Genomic DNA, 15,858 nt, shown 5'->3' with positions numbered 1-15,858 from the left:
CTGATAAACCGGGGCCGTGTGGTGGGGCCGGATGGGAGCGCGCCGTGCGGTGCGGCAGGGACGATTCATCCGACGTTTGCGGGCGGGCGTGCACATGCGTCGGAAAAATATTTGGGTGAACTGGACAATTCGGCAGGCCGCCGTCGTCCTTGCGCCGGATGAGCGATTGCCGTGCCGGAACGGCGCGAATCTGCCGCACGGCGCAGCGTCACGTGCGCGCCGATCGAAAATAAAAAAGCGGGCAAACCGCGTGGGCTTGCCCGCCGGCATGGCGCGATGCCGATTTCAGTTGCGCCACACCCGCACGGCGAGCGCGGCCAGCGACGTCGCGACGGCCAGCGCAGTTACCGCGTTCCAGCCCAGTTGCGCGAGCAACGAACTGCCGATCGCGGCGCCGGCTGCCATCCCGATGAACATGCCGACGAACAGCACCGCGTTGAGGCGGCTGCGCGATGCGGGATCGATCCGGTAGACGATCGCCTGGTGCGCGATCAGCGTGGCCTGCACGCCGAGATCGAAGCCGATCGTCGCGAGCGCGAGCAGGACGAGCTGCGCATGCGGCGACATCAGCGGCGCCGCGGCCATCGACGCGAACGACACCGTCGCGATGCCGATACCGATCCGCGTGACGCGCTCGGGGCCGTGGTGATCGGCGAGGCGCCCGGCGATCGGGGCGGCCAGCGCGCCCGCGGCGCCCGCGAGGCCGAAGGCGCCGGCGGCCGCGCTGCCGAGGTGGAACGGCGCGCCGTGCAGCATCACCGCGAGCGTCGACCAGAACGCGCTGAAACCGACGGCCAGCAGCCCCTGCGCGAGGGCGGCGCGGCGCAGTGCCGAATGGTCGCGCCACAGCGCGCCGAGCGAGCCGATCAGCGCACGATACGGCAGCCGCGTGGTCGGCGCGAAGCGCGGCAACCCGCGTGCGGCCACGGCGCCGATCGCGGCGACGCTGACGGCCGCGAGCGCGAACATCGCGCGCCAGCCGGCCGTCTCGGCGACGAATCCGGCCACGACGCGCGACAGCAGAATGCCGAGCAGCAGCCCCGTCATCACCGTGCCGACGATGCGGCCGCGATGCGCGTCGTGCGCGAGCGTCGCGGCGGCCGGCACGACGTCCTGCGCCATCGTCGCGGCGAGGCCGATCGCGAAGCTCGCCGCGAGCAGCAGCCCGAGCGACGGCGCGACGGCGGCCAGCAGCAGCGCGACGACCAGCGCGGCGGCCTTGGTCACGATCACGCGGCGCCGGTCGAAGCGGTCGCCGAGCGGTGCGAGCAGCAGGATGCCGAGCGCATAGCCGAGCTGCGTGAGCGTCGGCACGAAGCCGATTGCTCGCGCCGAGGCGCCGAGATCGGGCGCGAGCGCGCCGAGCATCGGCTGTGCGTAGTAGAGCGGGGCGACGCCGAGGCCGGCGGCCGCCGCGAGCAGCAGCACGAGCCGGCGATCGGGCATCGAATGGGCGGCCGGATGGGCCGGGGCATGCGCCACGCGGGGCGTGGTGTCGAGACGGGTCGGGGTGGACATCGCGTACATCCTCGGTTGAAGAATGGGATGGACGCGAGTGTGGCGGTACGCGGCCGGCGACGGTAGTGCCGGCTGGCGCAGATTTGTTATACGCTACACGCATGACCGAAAAATCCTCTCCCTCTCCCGCTGCTGGCGGGTCTCGGCGCATTCAGACGGTGCCGGTGGATGGCGCCGGCTATCGTTTCGAGCTGATGGAAACCTTCGTGCGCATAGTCGAGGCCGGCAGCCTGTCGGCCGCCGCCGTGCAACTGCATACGACGCAGCCGACCGTCAGCCGGCGGTTGCAGGCGCTGGAAAATTCGCTCGGCATGCGGCTGCTGCAACGCACGACCCATACGATGCGGCTGACCGTCGACGGCGAGCGTTGCTTCAAGCGGGCGAAGGAGCTGCTGGCGAGCTGGGCGGCGTTCGAGGCCGATTTGCGCGGCGCGCAGGAGGAGCCGGACGGGCTGCTGCGCGTGGCGGTGCCGCACGCGTTCGGGCAGCAGCGTTTCGTCGCGCCGCTTGCGCAGTTCCTGCGCGACTATCCGCGCGTGTCGGTCGAGTGGCTGCTGCAGGACGAGGTGCGCGATTTCGTTGGCAGCGGCATCGATTGCGCGATCCAGGTCGGCGAGCCGACCGATCCGGGCGTGGTCGCGATCCGGCTGACGAAGGTGCCGCGCTTCGTGGTCGCCGCGCCATCCATACTGAACGGTGCCGACGTGCCGGCCGATCCGGATGCGCTCGCCGCGCTGCCGTGGCTCGCGTTGCGCACGTACTACCGTACCGAGCTCGTGCTCACGCATGCAGCGACCGGCGACACGCGGCGCATCGCGATCCGCCCGCGCATCACGACCGCGAACCTGTATGCGCTGCGCAGCGCGGCGCTGCTGGGCGTCGGCGCATGCGTCGGATCGTCATGGATGCTGGCCGACGATCTCGCGCGCGGCGATCTCGTGCACCTCGCGCCCGAATGGCAGGCCGCGCCGCTGCCCGTCTACCTGACTTATCCGCATGCGCAGTTCTATCCGTCGCGGCTCGTGCGGTTCGCCGCGATGATGCGCGAGGCCGTGCCGGCGCTCGTCGAAGGGCGCGACGGCTGAAGCGGGCGGCACCCGGGGGGCGGCTCGCGGTCAGCCGCGTCGGATCCCTTCGGGCAGCGCGCTGATGCGGCGGACTTCGGGCGAGTCGAGCCACGCGCGCGACGTCGCGCAGTCGACGAACATGTCGGTCGCGTCCTCGCCCCAGAACAGGTCGCCGTCGAGTGCGAAGGTCGGCACGCCGAACACGCCGTCGGCGATCGCGCGATCCGTGTTCGCGCGCAACGCGTCCTTGACCGGCTGGGCCTCGACGGCCGTCACGCCTTCCGGAAAGCCGACGGCTTCGCACAGTGCGGCGAAGCCTGCCGGCGTCGAGACGTCCTGGCCGTCGCGCCAGATATGCCGGAAGATCCGCCGGATCGCGTCCGGCGAATTGCCCATCGCGATCGCGAGGCGCAGCGGCCTGATCGGATTGAACGGGTGCGCGGGCGGCATCCGGAACGCAATGCCGAGCTTGTCCGCGCGATATTGCGCATGCCGATAGGTGAACACACGCTTGGCCGCGATCTCCGCCGGCGCTTTCTGGCCCCAGTGCGCGAGCAGCGCGCCGAGCACGATCGGTCGCGGCTCGAACACGGTGGCGGGCGGCAACCGGTCGAACCGTTCCTGTTGCAGGTAGGCGAACGGCGAAACGAAATCGAAATACCAGGTGGCGGTGCGCGCGGCGTTCATCGCGGTGTCTCCTCGTGCGGGTCCGGTTGACGGTTGCACGCGCGGTGCGTTGCCTGCGAACGGCGCGCTGCGTGCATCGGCGGCCAGTGTCGCATGCGGCTGCCTTTCTCGCTGCCGTGTCGCGCGCCGGATGCAACCGGCTCCCTACGACCGGGCGACGTCGTCCGCCGACGATGCGAGCCGCGCGAGACTGTCGCGCACGGCGGGCGCGTCGTAGCGCGCGCCCGCGCCGCCGAGTGCGACGGTCGCCTTCTGCGCGAGCGGCAGCAGCATCGCGAGCGCCGCCGTCATCGCCGGCGCGGCGGCGAGCCGCGATTTCGGGCCCGATACCGTCAGCGCGCCGACGCATTCTCCGGCCGCGCCGAACACGGGCACGGACGCCGAGGCCGTCTCCGGGTCGCGCTCGCCGTACGACGCGGCCCACAGCTGTTCGCGCACGTCGTTCCAGCGGGCGTCCTGCGTGTCGGTGAAAGCCAGCAGCACCTTCCCCGATGCGCCTTGGCCGACCGGAAACTCTTCGCCGACGCGGATCGATACGCGCACCGCCCGCGCGGGCTCGACGCGATAGAGCACGGAGCGCACGTCGCCCTGGCGCACATAGAACGATGCCGTTTCCCCGAGTTCGCGGCTCAGCGTCTCGAGGAGCGGCTCGACCACCGGGCCGACGCGGAACGAGCGCTGGTACAGCGCCGCAAGTCGCAACGGCTCGTGCCCGATCGCGTACTGGCCGTCGTCGAGCTTGCGCATGAAACCGCCATGTTCGAGCGCGGCGAGCAGGCGCAGGATCGTGCTCTTGTACAGCCCGGTGCGGCGCGACAATTCGGCGAGCGACAGTCGGTCGTCGGTCTGGCCGAACGCACGGAGGATCGCGAACGCGCGGTCGAGCACGGCGACGCCGCTGGATGCTTCTTCGGTCGCCGGATCGGATGCGTCGCCGGCCTGATTTGCTGGATTCCTCGGCACTACCTGGTTCCTTCGGATAACGGTCGGTCGACTATATCGTTCTATCTGGCAGAACTCAAGTTCCAGAAAAACGCAATTTCCCGGGTATACCCCGCTTATCGTCCACTCGGCACACGCTTAAAGTTCCGTCAAACAGAACTATGTTCTTTCAGATAGAACGATGAGGTGTCGAATGAAGATTTCCAACAATCCGGCGGTGCTGGTCAGCGAGGTCGGGCCGCGCGACGGGCTGCAGAGCATCAAGACCGTGATGCCGACGGCCGGCAAGCTGCGCTGGATCACCGCGCTGGCCGCGGCCGGCCTGCGCGAGATCGAGGTCGGGTCGTTCGTGCCGGCCAGACTGTTGCCGCAGATGGCCGACGTACGTGAAGTCGTGGCGCACGCGCTCGCGATTCCCGGGCTGCATGTCGCCGCGCTCGCGCCGAACCTGCGCGGTGCCGAGGACGCATTCGGCGCGGGCGTGCACAAGCTGACGCTGCCGGTCTCGGTGACGGAAGCGCATTCGCTGGCGAACATTCGCAAGACGCCCGCGCAGATGATCGACGAGGTGCGCGCGATCGTCGCGCTGCGCGACGCGCGCTTCCCGTCGGTGCAGATCGAGGCGGGCGTGTCGGTTGCGTTCGGTTGCACGATTGCGGGCGCGGTCTCCGACGACGAAACGATCGCGATGGCTGTCGCGATGGCTGAATGCGGTGTCGACGAGATCGGCCTGTCCGATACCAGCGGTTATGCGAATCCCGTACAGGTGCGCCGGCTGTTCACGCGGCTGCGGCGCGAAGTCGGCGACAAGGCCGGCGGCGCGCATTTCCACAACACGCGCGGCCAAGGGCTCGCGAACGTCGTCGCGGCGCTCGATGCGGGCGTGACGACGATCGACGCCAGCCAGGGTGGCCTGGGCGGCTGCCCGTATGCAGCGGGCGCGACCGGCAACATCGTCACCGAGGATCTCGTGTTCCTGCTCGAAGCGATGGGATACGACACGGGCATCGACGTCGACGCGCTGCTCGCCGCGCGCGCGATCCTGCATGCGGCGCTGCCGTCCGAGGCGCTGTACGGCCACGTGTCCGACGCAGGGTTGCCGAAGGGGTTCCGCTATGCGGATGGTCGTGCTCCGTCGGCCGTGCAACCGGAAGGATGTCTGCCGGGAGTCGCACGATGAACGATCGGCAATCGGCTTCCACGCTGCCGTACGCGGGCGTGCGCGTGATCGAGATGACGCACATGGTGATGGGCCCGACGTGCGGGATGCTGCTCGCGGATCTCGGCGCGGAAGTGATCAAGATCGAGCCGATCGCGGGCGACGGCACGCGGGCGCTGCGGGGTTCCGGCGCGGGCTTCTTCGGGATGTTCAACCGCAACAAGAAGAGCCTCGCGGTCGACGTTAAGGATCCGCGCGGGCTGGAGATCGTGCTGCGGCTCGTCGCGACGGCGGACGTCTTCAGCGAGAACTTCAAGAGCGGCACGATGGACCGGCTCGGTCTCGGCTACCCGGCGCTGGAGTCGCTGAATCCGCGCCTCGTGTACGTATCGCACAAGGGTTTCCTGCCGGGGCCGTACGAGCACCGCACCGCGCTCGACGAGGTCGTGCAGATGATGGGCGGCCTGGCCTACATGACGGGCCCGGAAGGGCGACCGCTGCGCGCGGGCGCGAGCGTAAACGACATCATGGGCGGCATGTTCGGCGCGATCGGCGCGATGGCCGCGCTCGCGCAGCGCGAGCGCACCGGCCGCGGCCAGCAGGTGCAGAGTTCGCTGTTCGAGAACAACGTGTTCCTCGTCGCGCAGCACATGATGCAGTTCGCGGTGACCGGGCAGGCCGCGTCGCCGATGCCGAGCCGGATTTCCGCGTGGGCCGTCTACGACGTGTTCTCCGTCAAGGACGACGAACAGATTTTCCTCGCGGTCGTGTCGGACACGCAGTGGGCGCTGTTCTGCGATGCGTTCGGCCTGCCCGCGCTGAAGGACGATCCGCGCCTCGCGACCAACAACCTGCGCGTACAGGCGCGCGAGTGGCTGCTGCCCGAGCTGCGTTCGCGGCTTGCGCCGTACTCGGCCGAGGAGATCGGCGCGATCTTCGAATCGACCGGCCTGCCGTATGCGCCGATAACGAAGCCGCAGGATCTGTTCGACGATCCGCATCTGCTCGCCACGGGCGGCCTGGAAGCCGTGACGCTGCCTGCCGACGCGAGCAGCGCCGGGCGGCCGGTCGACACGCGCACCGCGCTGCTGCCGCTGACGCTCGGAGGCGAGCGCCTGCGGCTGCGCTTGGCGCCGCCCGCGCTCGGCCAGGACACGTGCGCGCTGCTCGGCGAACTCGGCTACACGCCGGACGATGCGCGTGCGCTGCTCGATGCCGGCGTCGTAGCGGGGCAGTACGGCGCGGACGCTGCCGCGCACGGCGACGACGGGCCGGGCGGCGCGCCTTCGGCGAACGAAATGGCGAGCGCGTAGCGCGGCCGCGATTCATCGAACGAACAAAGGCGTCCCGGCCGCGCGTCGCGCGGGGGAGGATCGCCGCATCCACGGAGACAACCATGACATCCGCTTCCCCGGCGCTGGCCGCCGATCGCGAGACCGACGCGTCGATCGAGCAACGGGCCGTGCGCAAGGCCGCGTGGCGCTTCATCCCGCTGCTCGCGCTCGCGTATTTCTTCAACTATCTGGATCGCACGAGCGTCGGATTCGCGGCGCTCACGATGAACCGCGATCTCGGGCTGACCGCGACGCAGTTCGGCTGGGGCGCGGGGATCATGTTTGCCGGCTATTGCGTGTTCGAAGTGCCGAGCAATCTCGCGCTGTACCGCTTCGGTGCGCGCCGCTGGCTTGCCCGCATCATGATCACGTGGGGGTTGATGGCGGCCGCGACCGCGCTCGCGACGGGACCGACGAGTTTCTACGCGATCCGGCTGCTGCTCGGCATCGGCGAAGCCGGATTCTTTCCCGGTGTGATCTTTTTCCTTGCCGTGTGGTTTCCCGCGAGCTACCGCACGCGTGTGCTGGCGTGGTTCACCGTGTCGACGCCGCTGTCGTCGCTGATCGGCGGCCCGCTGTCGACGTGGCTGCTGCAGCTCGACGGCACGCTCGGGCTCGCCGGCTGGAAGTGGATGTTCATCGTCGAAGGGCTGCCTGCGTGTGCGCTCGGTTTCCTCGTGCTGAAGCTGCTGTCCGATTCGCCGGCGAATGCCGCGTGGCTGTCGGACGACGAGCGTGCCGCGCTGCAGCGTGCGTTCGAGCGCGACGGCGCGGCGGCCGGCCGCAAGAAGCGCTTCGGCGTCGCGTTGCGCGACGTGCGCGTGTACGTGCTCGCGCTGATTTCGTTCGGCTTCACGATGGGCTCGTACGGGATCGGCATCTGGTTGCCGCAAATGCTGAAGGCGCACGGGATGTCGACGATGCAGACCGGCTGGCTGTCCGCGGTGCCTTACTTCTTCGCAACGGTCGCGCTGCTGGGGTGGGCGAAGCGGGTGGACCGTCGCGGCCGCCCGATCGCGAACCTGGCGATCGGCTTGTGCATCGGCGCGGTGGCGCTCGGCGTGTCGACGCATTTCGTGACCCTCGGGCCGGCGCTCGTCGGCATCACGCTCGCGCTGATCGGCACGATTGCCGGCCGCACGATCTTCTACACGCTGCCGTCGCACTTTCTGTCCGGCCAGGCCGCGGCCGGCGGGCTGGCGCTGATCAATTCGATCGGCGCGCTCGGCGGCTTCGCGGGCCCCTATCTCGTCGGCTACCTGAAGGACAGCTTCGGCACTTTCACGGCCGGGATGCTCGGCCTCGCGATCGTCCTGGCGATCACGACACTGCTCACGCTGTCGCTGTACGCGTTCGACCGGAGCGAATGACATGACCTTTTCGATCAAACGGCGCCGGTTGATCGGTGCGACCGCCGCATCGCTCGCGCTGCCCGCGTTCGCCGACACGCCGGCCCACGATGGAGCTCCCCGCATGACGCAAAGCAACTACCTCGCGGTCCGTCCCGACTGGCTCGCGTCGGCGCTCGAACCGGCGCTCGAGCCCGACCTGCCGATCGTCGACGCGCATCATCACTTCTACGAACGGCCGGGCTGGATCTACATGCTCGACGACTATCTGCAGGATGCACGCTCGGGCCACAACATCCAGGCGTCCGTCTACATGCAGGCGCAGACGCGCTATCGCGATTCAGGCCCGGCGGAACTGAAGCCAGTGGGCGAGACGGCCTATGTCGCCGGCGTGACCGAGCCGCTGCAGCACGGCCCCGTGGCCGTCGCGAAAGGCATCGTCGGTCACGCGGATCTACGGCTCGGCGCGCGCGTGCGCGACGTGCTGGAAGCGCATGTCGAAGCCGGGCGCGGGCGGTTTCGCGGCATTCGGCACCTGACGACGTGGGATGCCGATCCGACGCTCGCCAATCCGCTGTCGGCGGTGCCGCGCGGGCTGCTGTCCGATCCCGCGTACCGGGCCGGCGTCGCGCAACTTGCGCCGCTCGGGCTGTCGTACGACGCGTGGCTGTTCTTTCCGCAGTTGCCCGAATTGTTCGACCTCGCGAAAGCGAACCCCGACACGCGGATCGTCGTCAACCACTGCGGTGGCGTCGTGCGGATTGCCAGCTATGCGGACAAGCGGGCGGAGGTGTTCGCGCGCTGGTCGGCGTCGATGCGCACGCTCGCGCAATTGCCGAACGTGTACGTGAAGGTCGGCGGCCTCGGGATGCGCATCAACGGGTTCGATTTCGAGAAAGGCGAGAAGCCGCCGTCGTCGGCGCAGCTCGCCGACGCGTGGAAGCCGTGGATGATGACCTGCATCGACGCATTCGGCCCTGGCCGCTGCATGTTCGAGAGCAATTTTCCGGTCGACAAGGGGTCGTATGCGTTCGTGAACGGCTGGAACGCGTTCAAGCGACTGACCGCGCAGGCCGGCGCGGACGAGCGCGACGCGCTGTTCCGCGGCACGGCTACGCGGGTGTACCGGCTCGGCTGATGCGCTTGCGCGGCGTCATCCGGTTTCCACCAGCGCCGCGAGCCGCGCCAGCGCCATTTGCCAGCCGGTCTCGTTGTCGGCGGCCGGCACGCCGGGCGGGACGCCGTCATGGACGGCGTCCACGCGCGTGCCGCCCGCTTCGTCCGACAGCGTGATCGTGATCGTCATCGCGCCGCGCAGCATCGGGTCGTCGGTTTCGAATACATCGATCTCGACGATCTGCCGGTCGGGCACGAGCGTGACGAAGCGGCCGTGATAGGTGTCGGTGCGCGCGGCGGTCTTGCCGGTGCCGGCCGACGGCGTGTCGTAGCTCAGCGACACGCGCAGCGCGCCGCCTTCGCGCGCATCGTAAGCATGCACGCGGCAGGTCATGCCGTCGGGCACCTTCCACTGTTCGACCGCGTGCGGGTCGAGCAGCGCGCGATAGACGCGCCCGCGCGGGGCGTTCAGGTGTCGGCTGACCCGGGTCGAATGCGTGTGCGTGTGCAACATGTCGCCTCCCGCCAAGCGCGCGCGACGGTGCACGCCGGCGCCCGGCGTGTCGTCGTGCTTCCTTCAGGAATCCTAGACGCGGGCGCGGCGGCATGCAATGACCGCATGCGAAGCCGCGTTCAGCGCAAGGTGGCGGCGAAGGCGTCGAGCTGCGTGATGCAGGTGTTCCAGCCCTCGAAAAAACCGAGCGCTTCGTGGCGCTCGCGCGTCGCGGCGTCGGGATGCATCACGCGCGCCTCGTAGCGGCTGCCCGCGTCGTCGTCGGCCATCGTGACGATCGCCGTGAAGCCCAGCCACGGCGCCTGCGGCCGCCAGCCGCCCGCGAGCATCGACGTGAACGCGATGCGCGATTCCGGCACGATTTCGAGGAAGCAGCCGGGGTTGTCGCTCGTGCCGCCGTCGGGGCCGCGCATGAACGTATGGAAAGCGCCGCCCGGCCGCAGGTCGAACGCGCGTACCTCGGTGGTCCACGGCTTCGGGCACCACCATTCCTTCAGCAGTTCGGGGTCGGTCCATGCGCGCCACAGCGCGTGGCGCGGCGCGCGCAACGTACGCGTGATGACGAGATCGTTGGCTTCAGCGGGTTCGACGTGGCTTGCTGACATCTTGCTCCTCCTGGTGACGGCGTTCGACGAATTCGACGAGACGATCGGATCGCGCTTCCCACTGCGCGCGCTGCGCGGCGAGCCATGCCTCGGCCTCGGTCAGCCGGCTGCCGACCAGCGCGCAGGTGCGCGAGCGGCCGGTTTTCCGGGTTGCCACGAGGCCGCTGCGCTCGAGCACGGCGACATGCTTCATGAACGACGGCAGCGCCATGTCGAACGGCGCGGCCAGCGCGGAGACGGTCCGCTCGCCCTGGCCGAGCGCGCTGACGATCGCGCAGCGCGTCGGATCGGCGAGGGCATGGAACACGTCGCTGATGCCGGGTTGAAGGTTATCCATTTGGCTAAGTGTAGCCGATGTCGAAACCGGTGCAGCGAAAATTTCCATCGCGTACGATGATGGGGCGGTAACACGCGCCGATCGGGCGCCGCGTTACCGGACGCCTGCCGCCGTCGCGCGAGCCTCGATACCCGGCCGGCGTGCGTTCCGATTCCGGCCCATGCCGAACCCGCGCATGCGGCCCATCTGATTACCGGAGAGGGCATGACCGAACCTGTTACCGTCCGCCGCGTCGGCGCGAGCGAAGCGATGGCCTGTGTCGATGCGCTGGCCGACGTGCTGATCGATTGCGTCGAAGGCGGCGCATCCGTCAGCTTCATGCTGCCGATCGAGCGGCCGACCGCCGTCGCATTCTGGACGCGCGTGGCCGAGGGCGTCGCGAACGACGAGCGCATTCTGCTCGTCGCCGAGGATACGTCGGGCCGGATCGTCGGCACCGTGCAGCTCGTGACCGCGCAGCCCGAGAACCAGCCGCATCGCGCGGACGTCGCGAAGATGCTCGTGGCGCGGCACGCGCGCCGGCAGGGCATCGCCGCGCGGCTGATGGAGGCGGCCGACGCGGCCGCGCGCGACGCCGGCAAGACCGTGCTCGTGCTCGACACGGTGACGGGCGGCGACGCCGAGCGGCTGTACGAGCGGGCCGGCTGGCAACGCGTGGGCGTCGTGCCGAACTACGCGCTGATGCCCGACGGCGCGCTCTGCGCGACGACGTATTTCCACAAGCAGCTCGCGTGATGGCATCCGTCAAACCGTCGCCTCGATGAAACGCACCCATATCGCTTTCGTTCTCGCGGGCCTGCTCGTCACGCTGCCGATTGCCGCGTATGCGCTCGTCAAGCCGCTGCGCGTCGTCGCGCCCGCGCTGGTTCCCGGCGTGTCGTGCCCGAGCGCCGACATCTGCACGGACGATGCCGCGGCGCTCGGCGCTGCGCAGCAGCTCTATCGCGACGGCGCCGCGCGCGCGGCGGCGGCCGTCGGCGCGTTCCGCGCCGCACCGCGCATCGTGTTCTGCGCGACGCGCACGTGCGCCGATGCATTCGGCCTCGGCACGCGCGCGGCGCTGACGCTCGGCGATTTCGGCATCGTGATCGCGCCGCGCGGCTGGCAGACCTACTTTCTCGCGCACGAGTTGATCCATCATCGCCAGGCCGAAGTGCTCGGCAACCTGGCCGTCTTGACCAAGCCGCGCTGGCTGATCGAAGGGATGGCGTATTCGCTCAGCGACGATCCGCGCCAACCGCTCGCGCAACCGTTCGAATCGTGGCGCACGCAGTTCGCCGCGTGGAATGCGGCGCGCGGCACGCAGCCGCTGTGGGATGCCGCGCGGGCGATCGAATAGCGCGACCAGGACGGCGGCGCCGCGCCGAAACGCGCGCCGTTACGCCGACGCGACTGGATCGCCGTGTCGGCCGGTCAGCGCGTCCCGCCCCGCGTCGAGAATCTCGTCGGCCAGCGCGGGATCGCTGCCGGCGATCGCGCGGGACAGCACGAGCGCACCGACCATCTGGCTGAAAACGGCAAGCGCGTCGCGACGCGTCTGCTCCGGCGTGGCGCCGTCGGTCGCCACCATCCGTTCCAGTCGATCGAGATACACGGCGAGTCCGTGCGCGTAGCATCCGCGCGCCGTATCGGTCAGCCGCGGCGCATCGCCCGCGAAGCCGGACAGCGGACACCCGGCCTCGACGTTGTCGCGATGCGCGGGCGACAGATACGCCGCCACTTGCGCGTCGAGGCTGCCGGCGTTCGGAGAATCCGCGCGGTCGCGCATCGCCTTTTCCATGACTTCGGCGACCAGCGCGTCTTTCGACTTGAAGTGGTTGTAGAAGCCGCCCTGCGTGAAGCCGGCCTCCTTCATCAGCTCCGTCAATCCCACCGCATCGACGCCGCGCACGCGGAACAGCCGCTCGGCGGCCGCGACGATCGCGCTTCGGTTCTCGGCCGCCTGCTGTCTGGATACGCCCATCGATCTCTCCCTGATTGTTGCCGATCGCCTCGATTGAAAAACACAATGGTGATCGCCATTGACATGCTCGCCCGGCGCGAACACAATGCATCGTAAAGACGATGGTGAGCGCCATTGACATCGAGTGTAGCCGACTTGGCAGGCAACGCAAAGCCAGGGCGGGGCACGGACGGCAATCGGTCGACGTTTGCGACGTCGCGGAGTCATGCCGGCAGCGGATGGACGGCTCGTCGTTCGCCACCGGCGGCGCAACGGCTCGGCTCGCGACGGCAGCCTCGTTTTTCTCCGGATCTCATGCGCGCGGCGAGCCGGCGCGCAGGCGATTCATCACGCGAAAGGAAAGATCATGAAGATCGAAGGTGCAGTCGTTTTCGTCACGGGCGCGAACCGCGGGCTGGGGCTCGAGTTTGCGAAGCAGGCGCTCGCCCGAGGGGCGCGCAAGGTCTATGCAGCGGCGCGTGATCCGGCCAGCGTGACGCTGCCGGGCGTCGTGCCCGTGAAGCTCGACGTGACGGATCCGGCGGCGGTCGCGGCGGCGGCCGATGCCGCACCCGACGTCACGCTGCTGATCAACAATGCCGGCATTGCGCGGCTCGGTAGCCTGACCGACGACGGTGCGGTCGACGCATTGCGCGCTCACCTGGAGACGAACGTGTTCGGGATGCTGGCGATGTCGCGGGCGTTTGCGGGCACCCTCGCGGCTCACGGCGGCGGCGCGATCCTGAACATCCTGTCGGTCGCGAGCTGGGTGAACCGGCCGATCCTGTCGGGCTACGGCGTATCGAAATCGGCCGCATGGGCGCTGACCAACGGGCTGCGCCATTCGCTGCGCGAGCAGCGTACGCAGGTGGTCGGGCTGCATGCCGGCTTCATCGATACCGACCTGACGGCCGGTCTCGACGTGCCGAAGGCCACGCCGGCCGACGTCGTGCGCCAGGCGTACGACGCCATCGAAGCGGGGGCGGAGGAAGTGTCGACCGACGAATTCACGCGGCAGGTGAAGGCCGCGTTGTCGTCGGGCGTCTATCTGGAAGAGCCGGCGCCGTGTTGACGCCGCCGGCAATGCGGGCCCGCCGCACGCGCGGCGGCGGGGCGTGCCGTTAGACCGTCGTGTCGATGATGCCCGGGATCTTCACGTCCGGGTTCACGTCCGCGTCGTAGTCGACACCGGCGATCTCGAAGCCGAACAGGCGCAGGAACTCGGTCTTGTAGCCGGCGAAGTCGGTCATCTCGTACAGGTTCTCGTTCGTCACCTTGTCCCACATCGCGACGACCTTGTTCTGTACTTGCGGATCGAGTTCCTTGTAGTCCGCGCGCAGGCGGCCTTCCTCGTCGACGTGCGGCGTCGCGCCGTACAGGCTGTCCTTCAGGAGCCCGTACACCTGCTCGATGCAGCCTTCGTGCGTGCCGGTTTCCTTCATCACCTTGAACAGCAGCGACAGGTACAGCGGCATCATCGGGATTGCCGAGCTGGCCTGCGTGACGACGGCCTTCAGCACCGCCACGCGGGCATCGCCGCCGTGCGCGGCCAGCTTGTCGCGGATCGACAGCACCTTCTTGTCGAGATCCTTCTTCGCTTCGCCGATCGAGCCGTTCCAGTAGATGTCGTGCGTGATCTGCTCGCCGAGGTACGTGAACGCGGTGGTCTTCGCGCCGTCGGCCAGCACGCCGGCGTCGGCCAGCGCGTCGATCCACATCTGCCAGTCCTCGCCGCCCATCACCGCAACGGTGCCGTCGATCTCTTCCTGCGTCGCCGGTTCGAGCGACACGTCGCGGATCACTTCCTTGTCGGTGTCGAGGCCGCGGAACGTGACGGCCTTGCCGACCGGCTTGAGCGTCGAGCTGATGGTTTCGCCCGTCTTCGGGTGCGTGCGGCGCGGCGCCGCGAGGCTGTAGACGACCAGGTCGACCTTGCCGAGATCCTGCTTGATGGTGTCGATCGTGACCTGCTTGACCTTGTCGGAGAAGGCGTCGCCGTTGATGCTGCGCGCATACAGCCCCTTTTCCGCGGCGAATTTCTCGAACGCGGCGCTGTTGTACCAGCCTGCCGTGCCCGGCTTCGTTTCGCTGCCGGCGCGCTCGAAGAACACGCCGAGCGTGTCCGCGCCCGAGCCGAATGCGGCCGAGATCCGGGCGGCGAGGCCGTAGCCGGTCGACGCGCCGATCACGAGCACCTTTTTCGGGCCATTGGCGATCGGGCCGTGCGAAGTCACGTAGTCGATCTGTTCCTTGACGTTGGCTTCGCAGCCGACGGGATGAGTCGTCACGCAGATGAAGCCACGCACGCGCGGTTTGATGATCATGGAAACCTCTGTCTATCAGAAAGGCGGGGACGGCCTGAAATCGGAAAAATCCCGCGCATTGTAAAGGAAGCGGCCGATCGCGGGCGGGCGCAGCCGGAAGGCGTCGGATCGCCCGGTTATTTCTCTCTTGACACAAATGCGCGCTGCGCGACTTCACGAATCGGCCGCACGCCGATTTCGCGCCCGCGGCCTGCCATCTCCCGCGAGGTCGTGTATAAATTCCGCGTGAACGCGTTCGGAGCCTGCCGTGTGCCCCGAACGCCCCGCACCCGCCCCCACAAGGAGACCGCATGCTGCACGTCCTCGGCAAGATTCCGTCCATCAACGTCCGCAAGGTGCTGTGGCTGTGCACCGAACTGAACCTGCCGTTCGAACAGGAAGACTGGGGCGCGGGCTTTCGCACCACCCACGATCCGGCCTATCTCGCGCTGAATCCGAACGCGCTCGTCCCCGTCATCAAGGATGACGATTTCGTGCTCTGGGAATCGAACACGATCATCCGCTACCTCGCGAACCGCTACGGCGGCGATGCGCTGTATCCGGCCGAGCCGCAGGCGCGTGCGCGGGTCGACCAGTGGATCGACTGGCAAGGCTCGGACCTGAACCGCTCGTGGGTCGGCGCATTCCTTGGCCTCGTGCGCAAATCGCCCGACCATCAGGATCCGGACGGCATCGCGCAGTCGATCGCGGGCTGGACGAAGCACATGCAGGTGCTGAATGCGCAGCTCGAAAAGACCGGTGCGTACGTGGCCGGCAACACGTTCACGCTCGCGGACATTCCGATCGGCCTGTCGGTGAACCGCTGGTTCGGCACGCCGTTCGAGCATCCGGACCTGCCGGCGGTGTCGCGCTATATCGAACGTCTCGCGACGCGCGAGGGTTTCAAGCAGTACGCGGGCAGCGCGAATCCGTAATGCAGCGCAGATAGCGCGCGAAGCGGCGGCGTTCCTGCCGCCGCCTTGTC

At 68.7% G+C, this 15,858-nt stretch carries 17 protein-coding genes; 9 read left to right on the top strand and 8 right to left on the bottom strand.

The annotated features are described in order from the left end of the window. Nucleotides 1-285: 285 nt before the first annotated feature. On the bottom strand, nt 286-1,518 hold the full coding sequence (locus WS61_RS04700) for an MFS transporter (protein ID WP_059499623.1): 1,233 nt from the start codon (nt 1,516-1,518) through the stop codon (nt 286-288). Between the two features lie 101 nt (nt 1,519-1,619). Here WS61_RS04700 and WS61_RS04695 point away from each other — a divergent pair, with 101 nt between their 5' ends. Beyond that, entirely contained in the window at nt 1,620-2,603 is a 984-nt protein-coding gene (locus tag WS61_RS04695) for a LysR family transcriptional regulator (RefSeq protein WP_082742142.1), read from the top strand. 30 nt (nt 2,604-2,633) lie between these two features. Here WS61_RS04695 and WS61_RS04690 read toward each other — a convergent pair whose 3' ends face one another. Next, entirely contained in the window at nt 2,634-3,272 is a 639-nt protein-coding gene (locus WS61_RS04690) for a 2-hydroxychromene-2-carboxylate isomerase (protein WP_059499462.1), read from the bottom strand. Between the two features lie 144 nt (nt 3,273-3,416). Then, complete coding sequence (locus WS61_RS04685; protein ID WP_059499461.1) at nt 3,417-4,235, bottom strand: IclR family transcriptional regulator; 819 nt, start codon at nt 4,233-4,235, stop codon at nt 3,417-3,419. A 172-nt stretch (nt 4,236-4,407) separates the two neighbouring features. On the opposite strand from WS61_RS04685, the gene WS61_RS04680 reads away from it, so the two are divergent. From WS61_RS04680 to WS61_RS04665, 4 genes are all read left to right on the top strand, one after another. Then, nucleotides 4,408-5,394, top strand: coding sequence for a hydroxymethylglutaryl-CoA lyase (locus WS61_RS04680; protein ID WP_059499460.1), 987 nt, complete (start codon nt 4,408-4,410; stop codon nt 5,392-5,394). Then, the gene (locus WS61_RS04675; protein WP_059499459.1) at nt 5,391-6,686 is read left to right on the top strand and encodes a CaiB/BaiF CoA-transferase family protein; all 1,296 of its coding nucleotides are present in this window, start codon (nt 5,391-5,393) and stop codon (nt 6,684-6,686) included. Before WS61_RS04680 ends, WS61_RS04675 begins: the two co-directional genes overlap by 4 nt. Nucleotides 6,687-6,769: 83 nt before the next feature. After that, on the top strand, nt 6,770-8,077 hold the full coding sequence (locus WS61_RS04670; protein WP_059499458.1) for an MFS transporter: 1,308 nt from the start codon (nt 6,770-6,772) through the stop codon (nt 8,075-8,077). A gap of 1 nt (nt 8,078) precedes the next feature. Beyond that, a complete protein-coding gene (locus WS61_RS04665) occupies nt 8,079-9,194 on the top strand; it encodes an amidohydrolase (RefSeq protein WP_059499457.1) in 1,116 nt (371 codons plus the stop codon). A 15-nt stretch (nt 9,195-9,209) separates the two neighbouring features. Here WS61_RS04665 and WS61_RS04660 read toward each other — a convergent pair whose 3' ends face one another. The 3 genes from WS61_RS04660 to WS61_RS04650 form a co-directional block, all read right to left on the bottom strand. Beyond that, nucleotides 9,210-9,686: an SRPBCC family protein gene (locus WS61_RS04660; protein ID WP_059499456.1), complete on the bottom strand. Its 477-nt coding sequence runs from the start codon at nt 9,684-9,686 to the stop codon at nt 9,210-9,212. A gap of 119 nt (nt 9,687-9,805) precedes the next feature. Continuing rightward, nucleotides 9,806-10,291: an SRPBCC family protein gene (locus WS61_RS04655; RefSeq protein WP_059499455.1), complete on the bottom strand. Its 486-nt coding sequence runs from the start codon at nt 10,289-10,291 to the stop codon at nt 9,806-9,808. Beyond that, nucleotides 10,263-10,628, bottom strand: a complete 366-nt coding sequence (locus WS61_RS04650; RefSeq protein ID WP_059499454.1) for a helix-turn-helix transcriptional regulator — start codon at nt 10,626-10,628, stop codon at nt 10,263-10,265. Before WS61_RS04650 ends, WS61_RS04655 begins: the two co-directional genes overlap by 29 nt. 204 nt (nt 10,629-10,832) lie before the next feature. On the opposite strand from WS61_RS04650, the gene WS61_RS04645 reads away from it, so the two are divergent. Then, complete coding sequence (locus tag WS61_RS04645; protein ID WP_059499453.1) at nt 10,833-11,363, top strand: GNAT family N-acetyltransferase; 531 nt, start codon at nt 10,833-10,835, stop codon at nt 11,361-11,363. A 25-nt stretch (nt 11,364-11,388) separates the two neighbouring features. Next, on the top strand, nt 11,389-11,967 hold the full coding sequence (locus WS61_RS04640) for a hypothetical protein (RefSeq protein ID WP_059499452.1): 579 nt from the start codon (nt 11,389-11,391) through the stop codon (nt 11,965-11,967). Nucleotides 11,968-12,006: 39 nt separating this feature from the next. Here WS61_RS04640 and WS61_RS04635 read toward each other — a convergent pair whose 3' ends face one another. Beyond that, the gene (locus WS61_RS04635; RefSeq protein WP_059499451.1) at nt 12,007-12,591 is read right to left on the bottom strand and encodes a TetR/AcrR family transcriptional regulator; all 585 of its coding nucleotides are present in this window, start codon (nt 12,589-12,591) and stop codon (nt 12,007-12,009) included. Between the two features lie 346 nt (nt 12,592-12,937). On the opposite strand from WS61_RS04635, the gene WS61_RS04630 reads away from it, so the two are divergent. Then, nucleotides 12,938-13,642, top strand: a complete 705-nt coding sequence (locus tag WS61_RS04630; protein WP_059499450.1) for an SDR family oxidoreductase — start codon at nt 12,938-12,940, stop codon at nt 13,640-13,642. 49 nt (nt 13,643-13,691) lie between these two features. Here the strand turns inward: WS61_RS04630 and fabV are convergent, their stop codons facing one another. Further along, on the bottom strand, nt 13,692-14,894 hold the full coding sequence (gene fabV, locus WS61_RS04625) for an enoyl-ACP reductase FabV (RefSeq protein WP_059499449.1): 1,203 nt from the start codon (nt 14,892-14,894) through the stop codon (nt 13,692-13,694). A gap of 290 nt (nt 14,895-15,184) precedes the next feature. On the opposite strand from fabV, the gene WS61_RS04620 reads away from it, so the two are divergent. Beyond that, nucleotides 15,185-15,808: a glutathione S-transferase family protein gene (locus WS61_RS04620; RefSeq protein ID WP_059499448.1), complete on the top strand. Its 624-nt coding sequence runs from the start codon at nt 15,185-15,187 to the stop codon at nt 15,806-15,808. Nucleotides 15,809-15,858 lie beyond the last annotated feature (50 nt).

Source organism: Burkholderia sp. ABCPW 11, assembly GCF_001523445.1.
Classification (GTDB): domain Bacteria; phylum Pseudomonadota; class Gammaproteobacteria; order Burkholderiales; family Burkholderiaceae; genus Burkholderia.
This window is presented reverse-complemented; position numbering and strand designations above follow the sequence as displayed.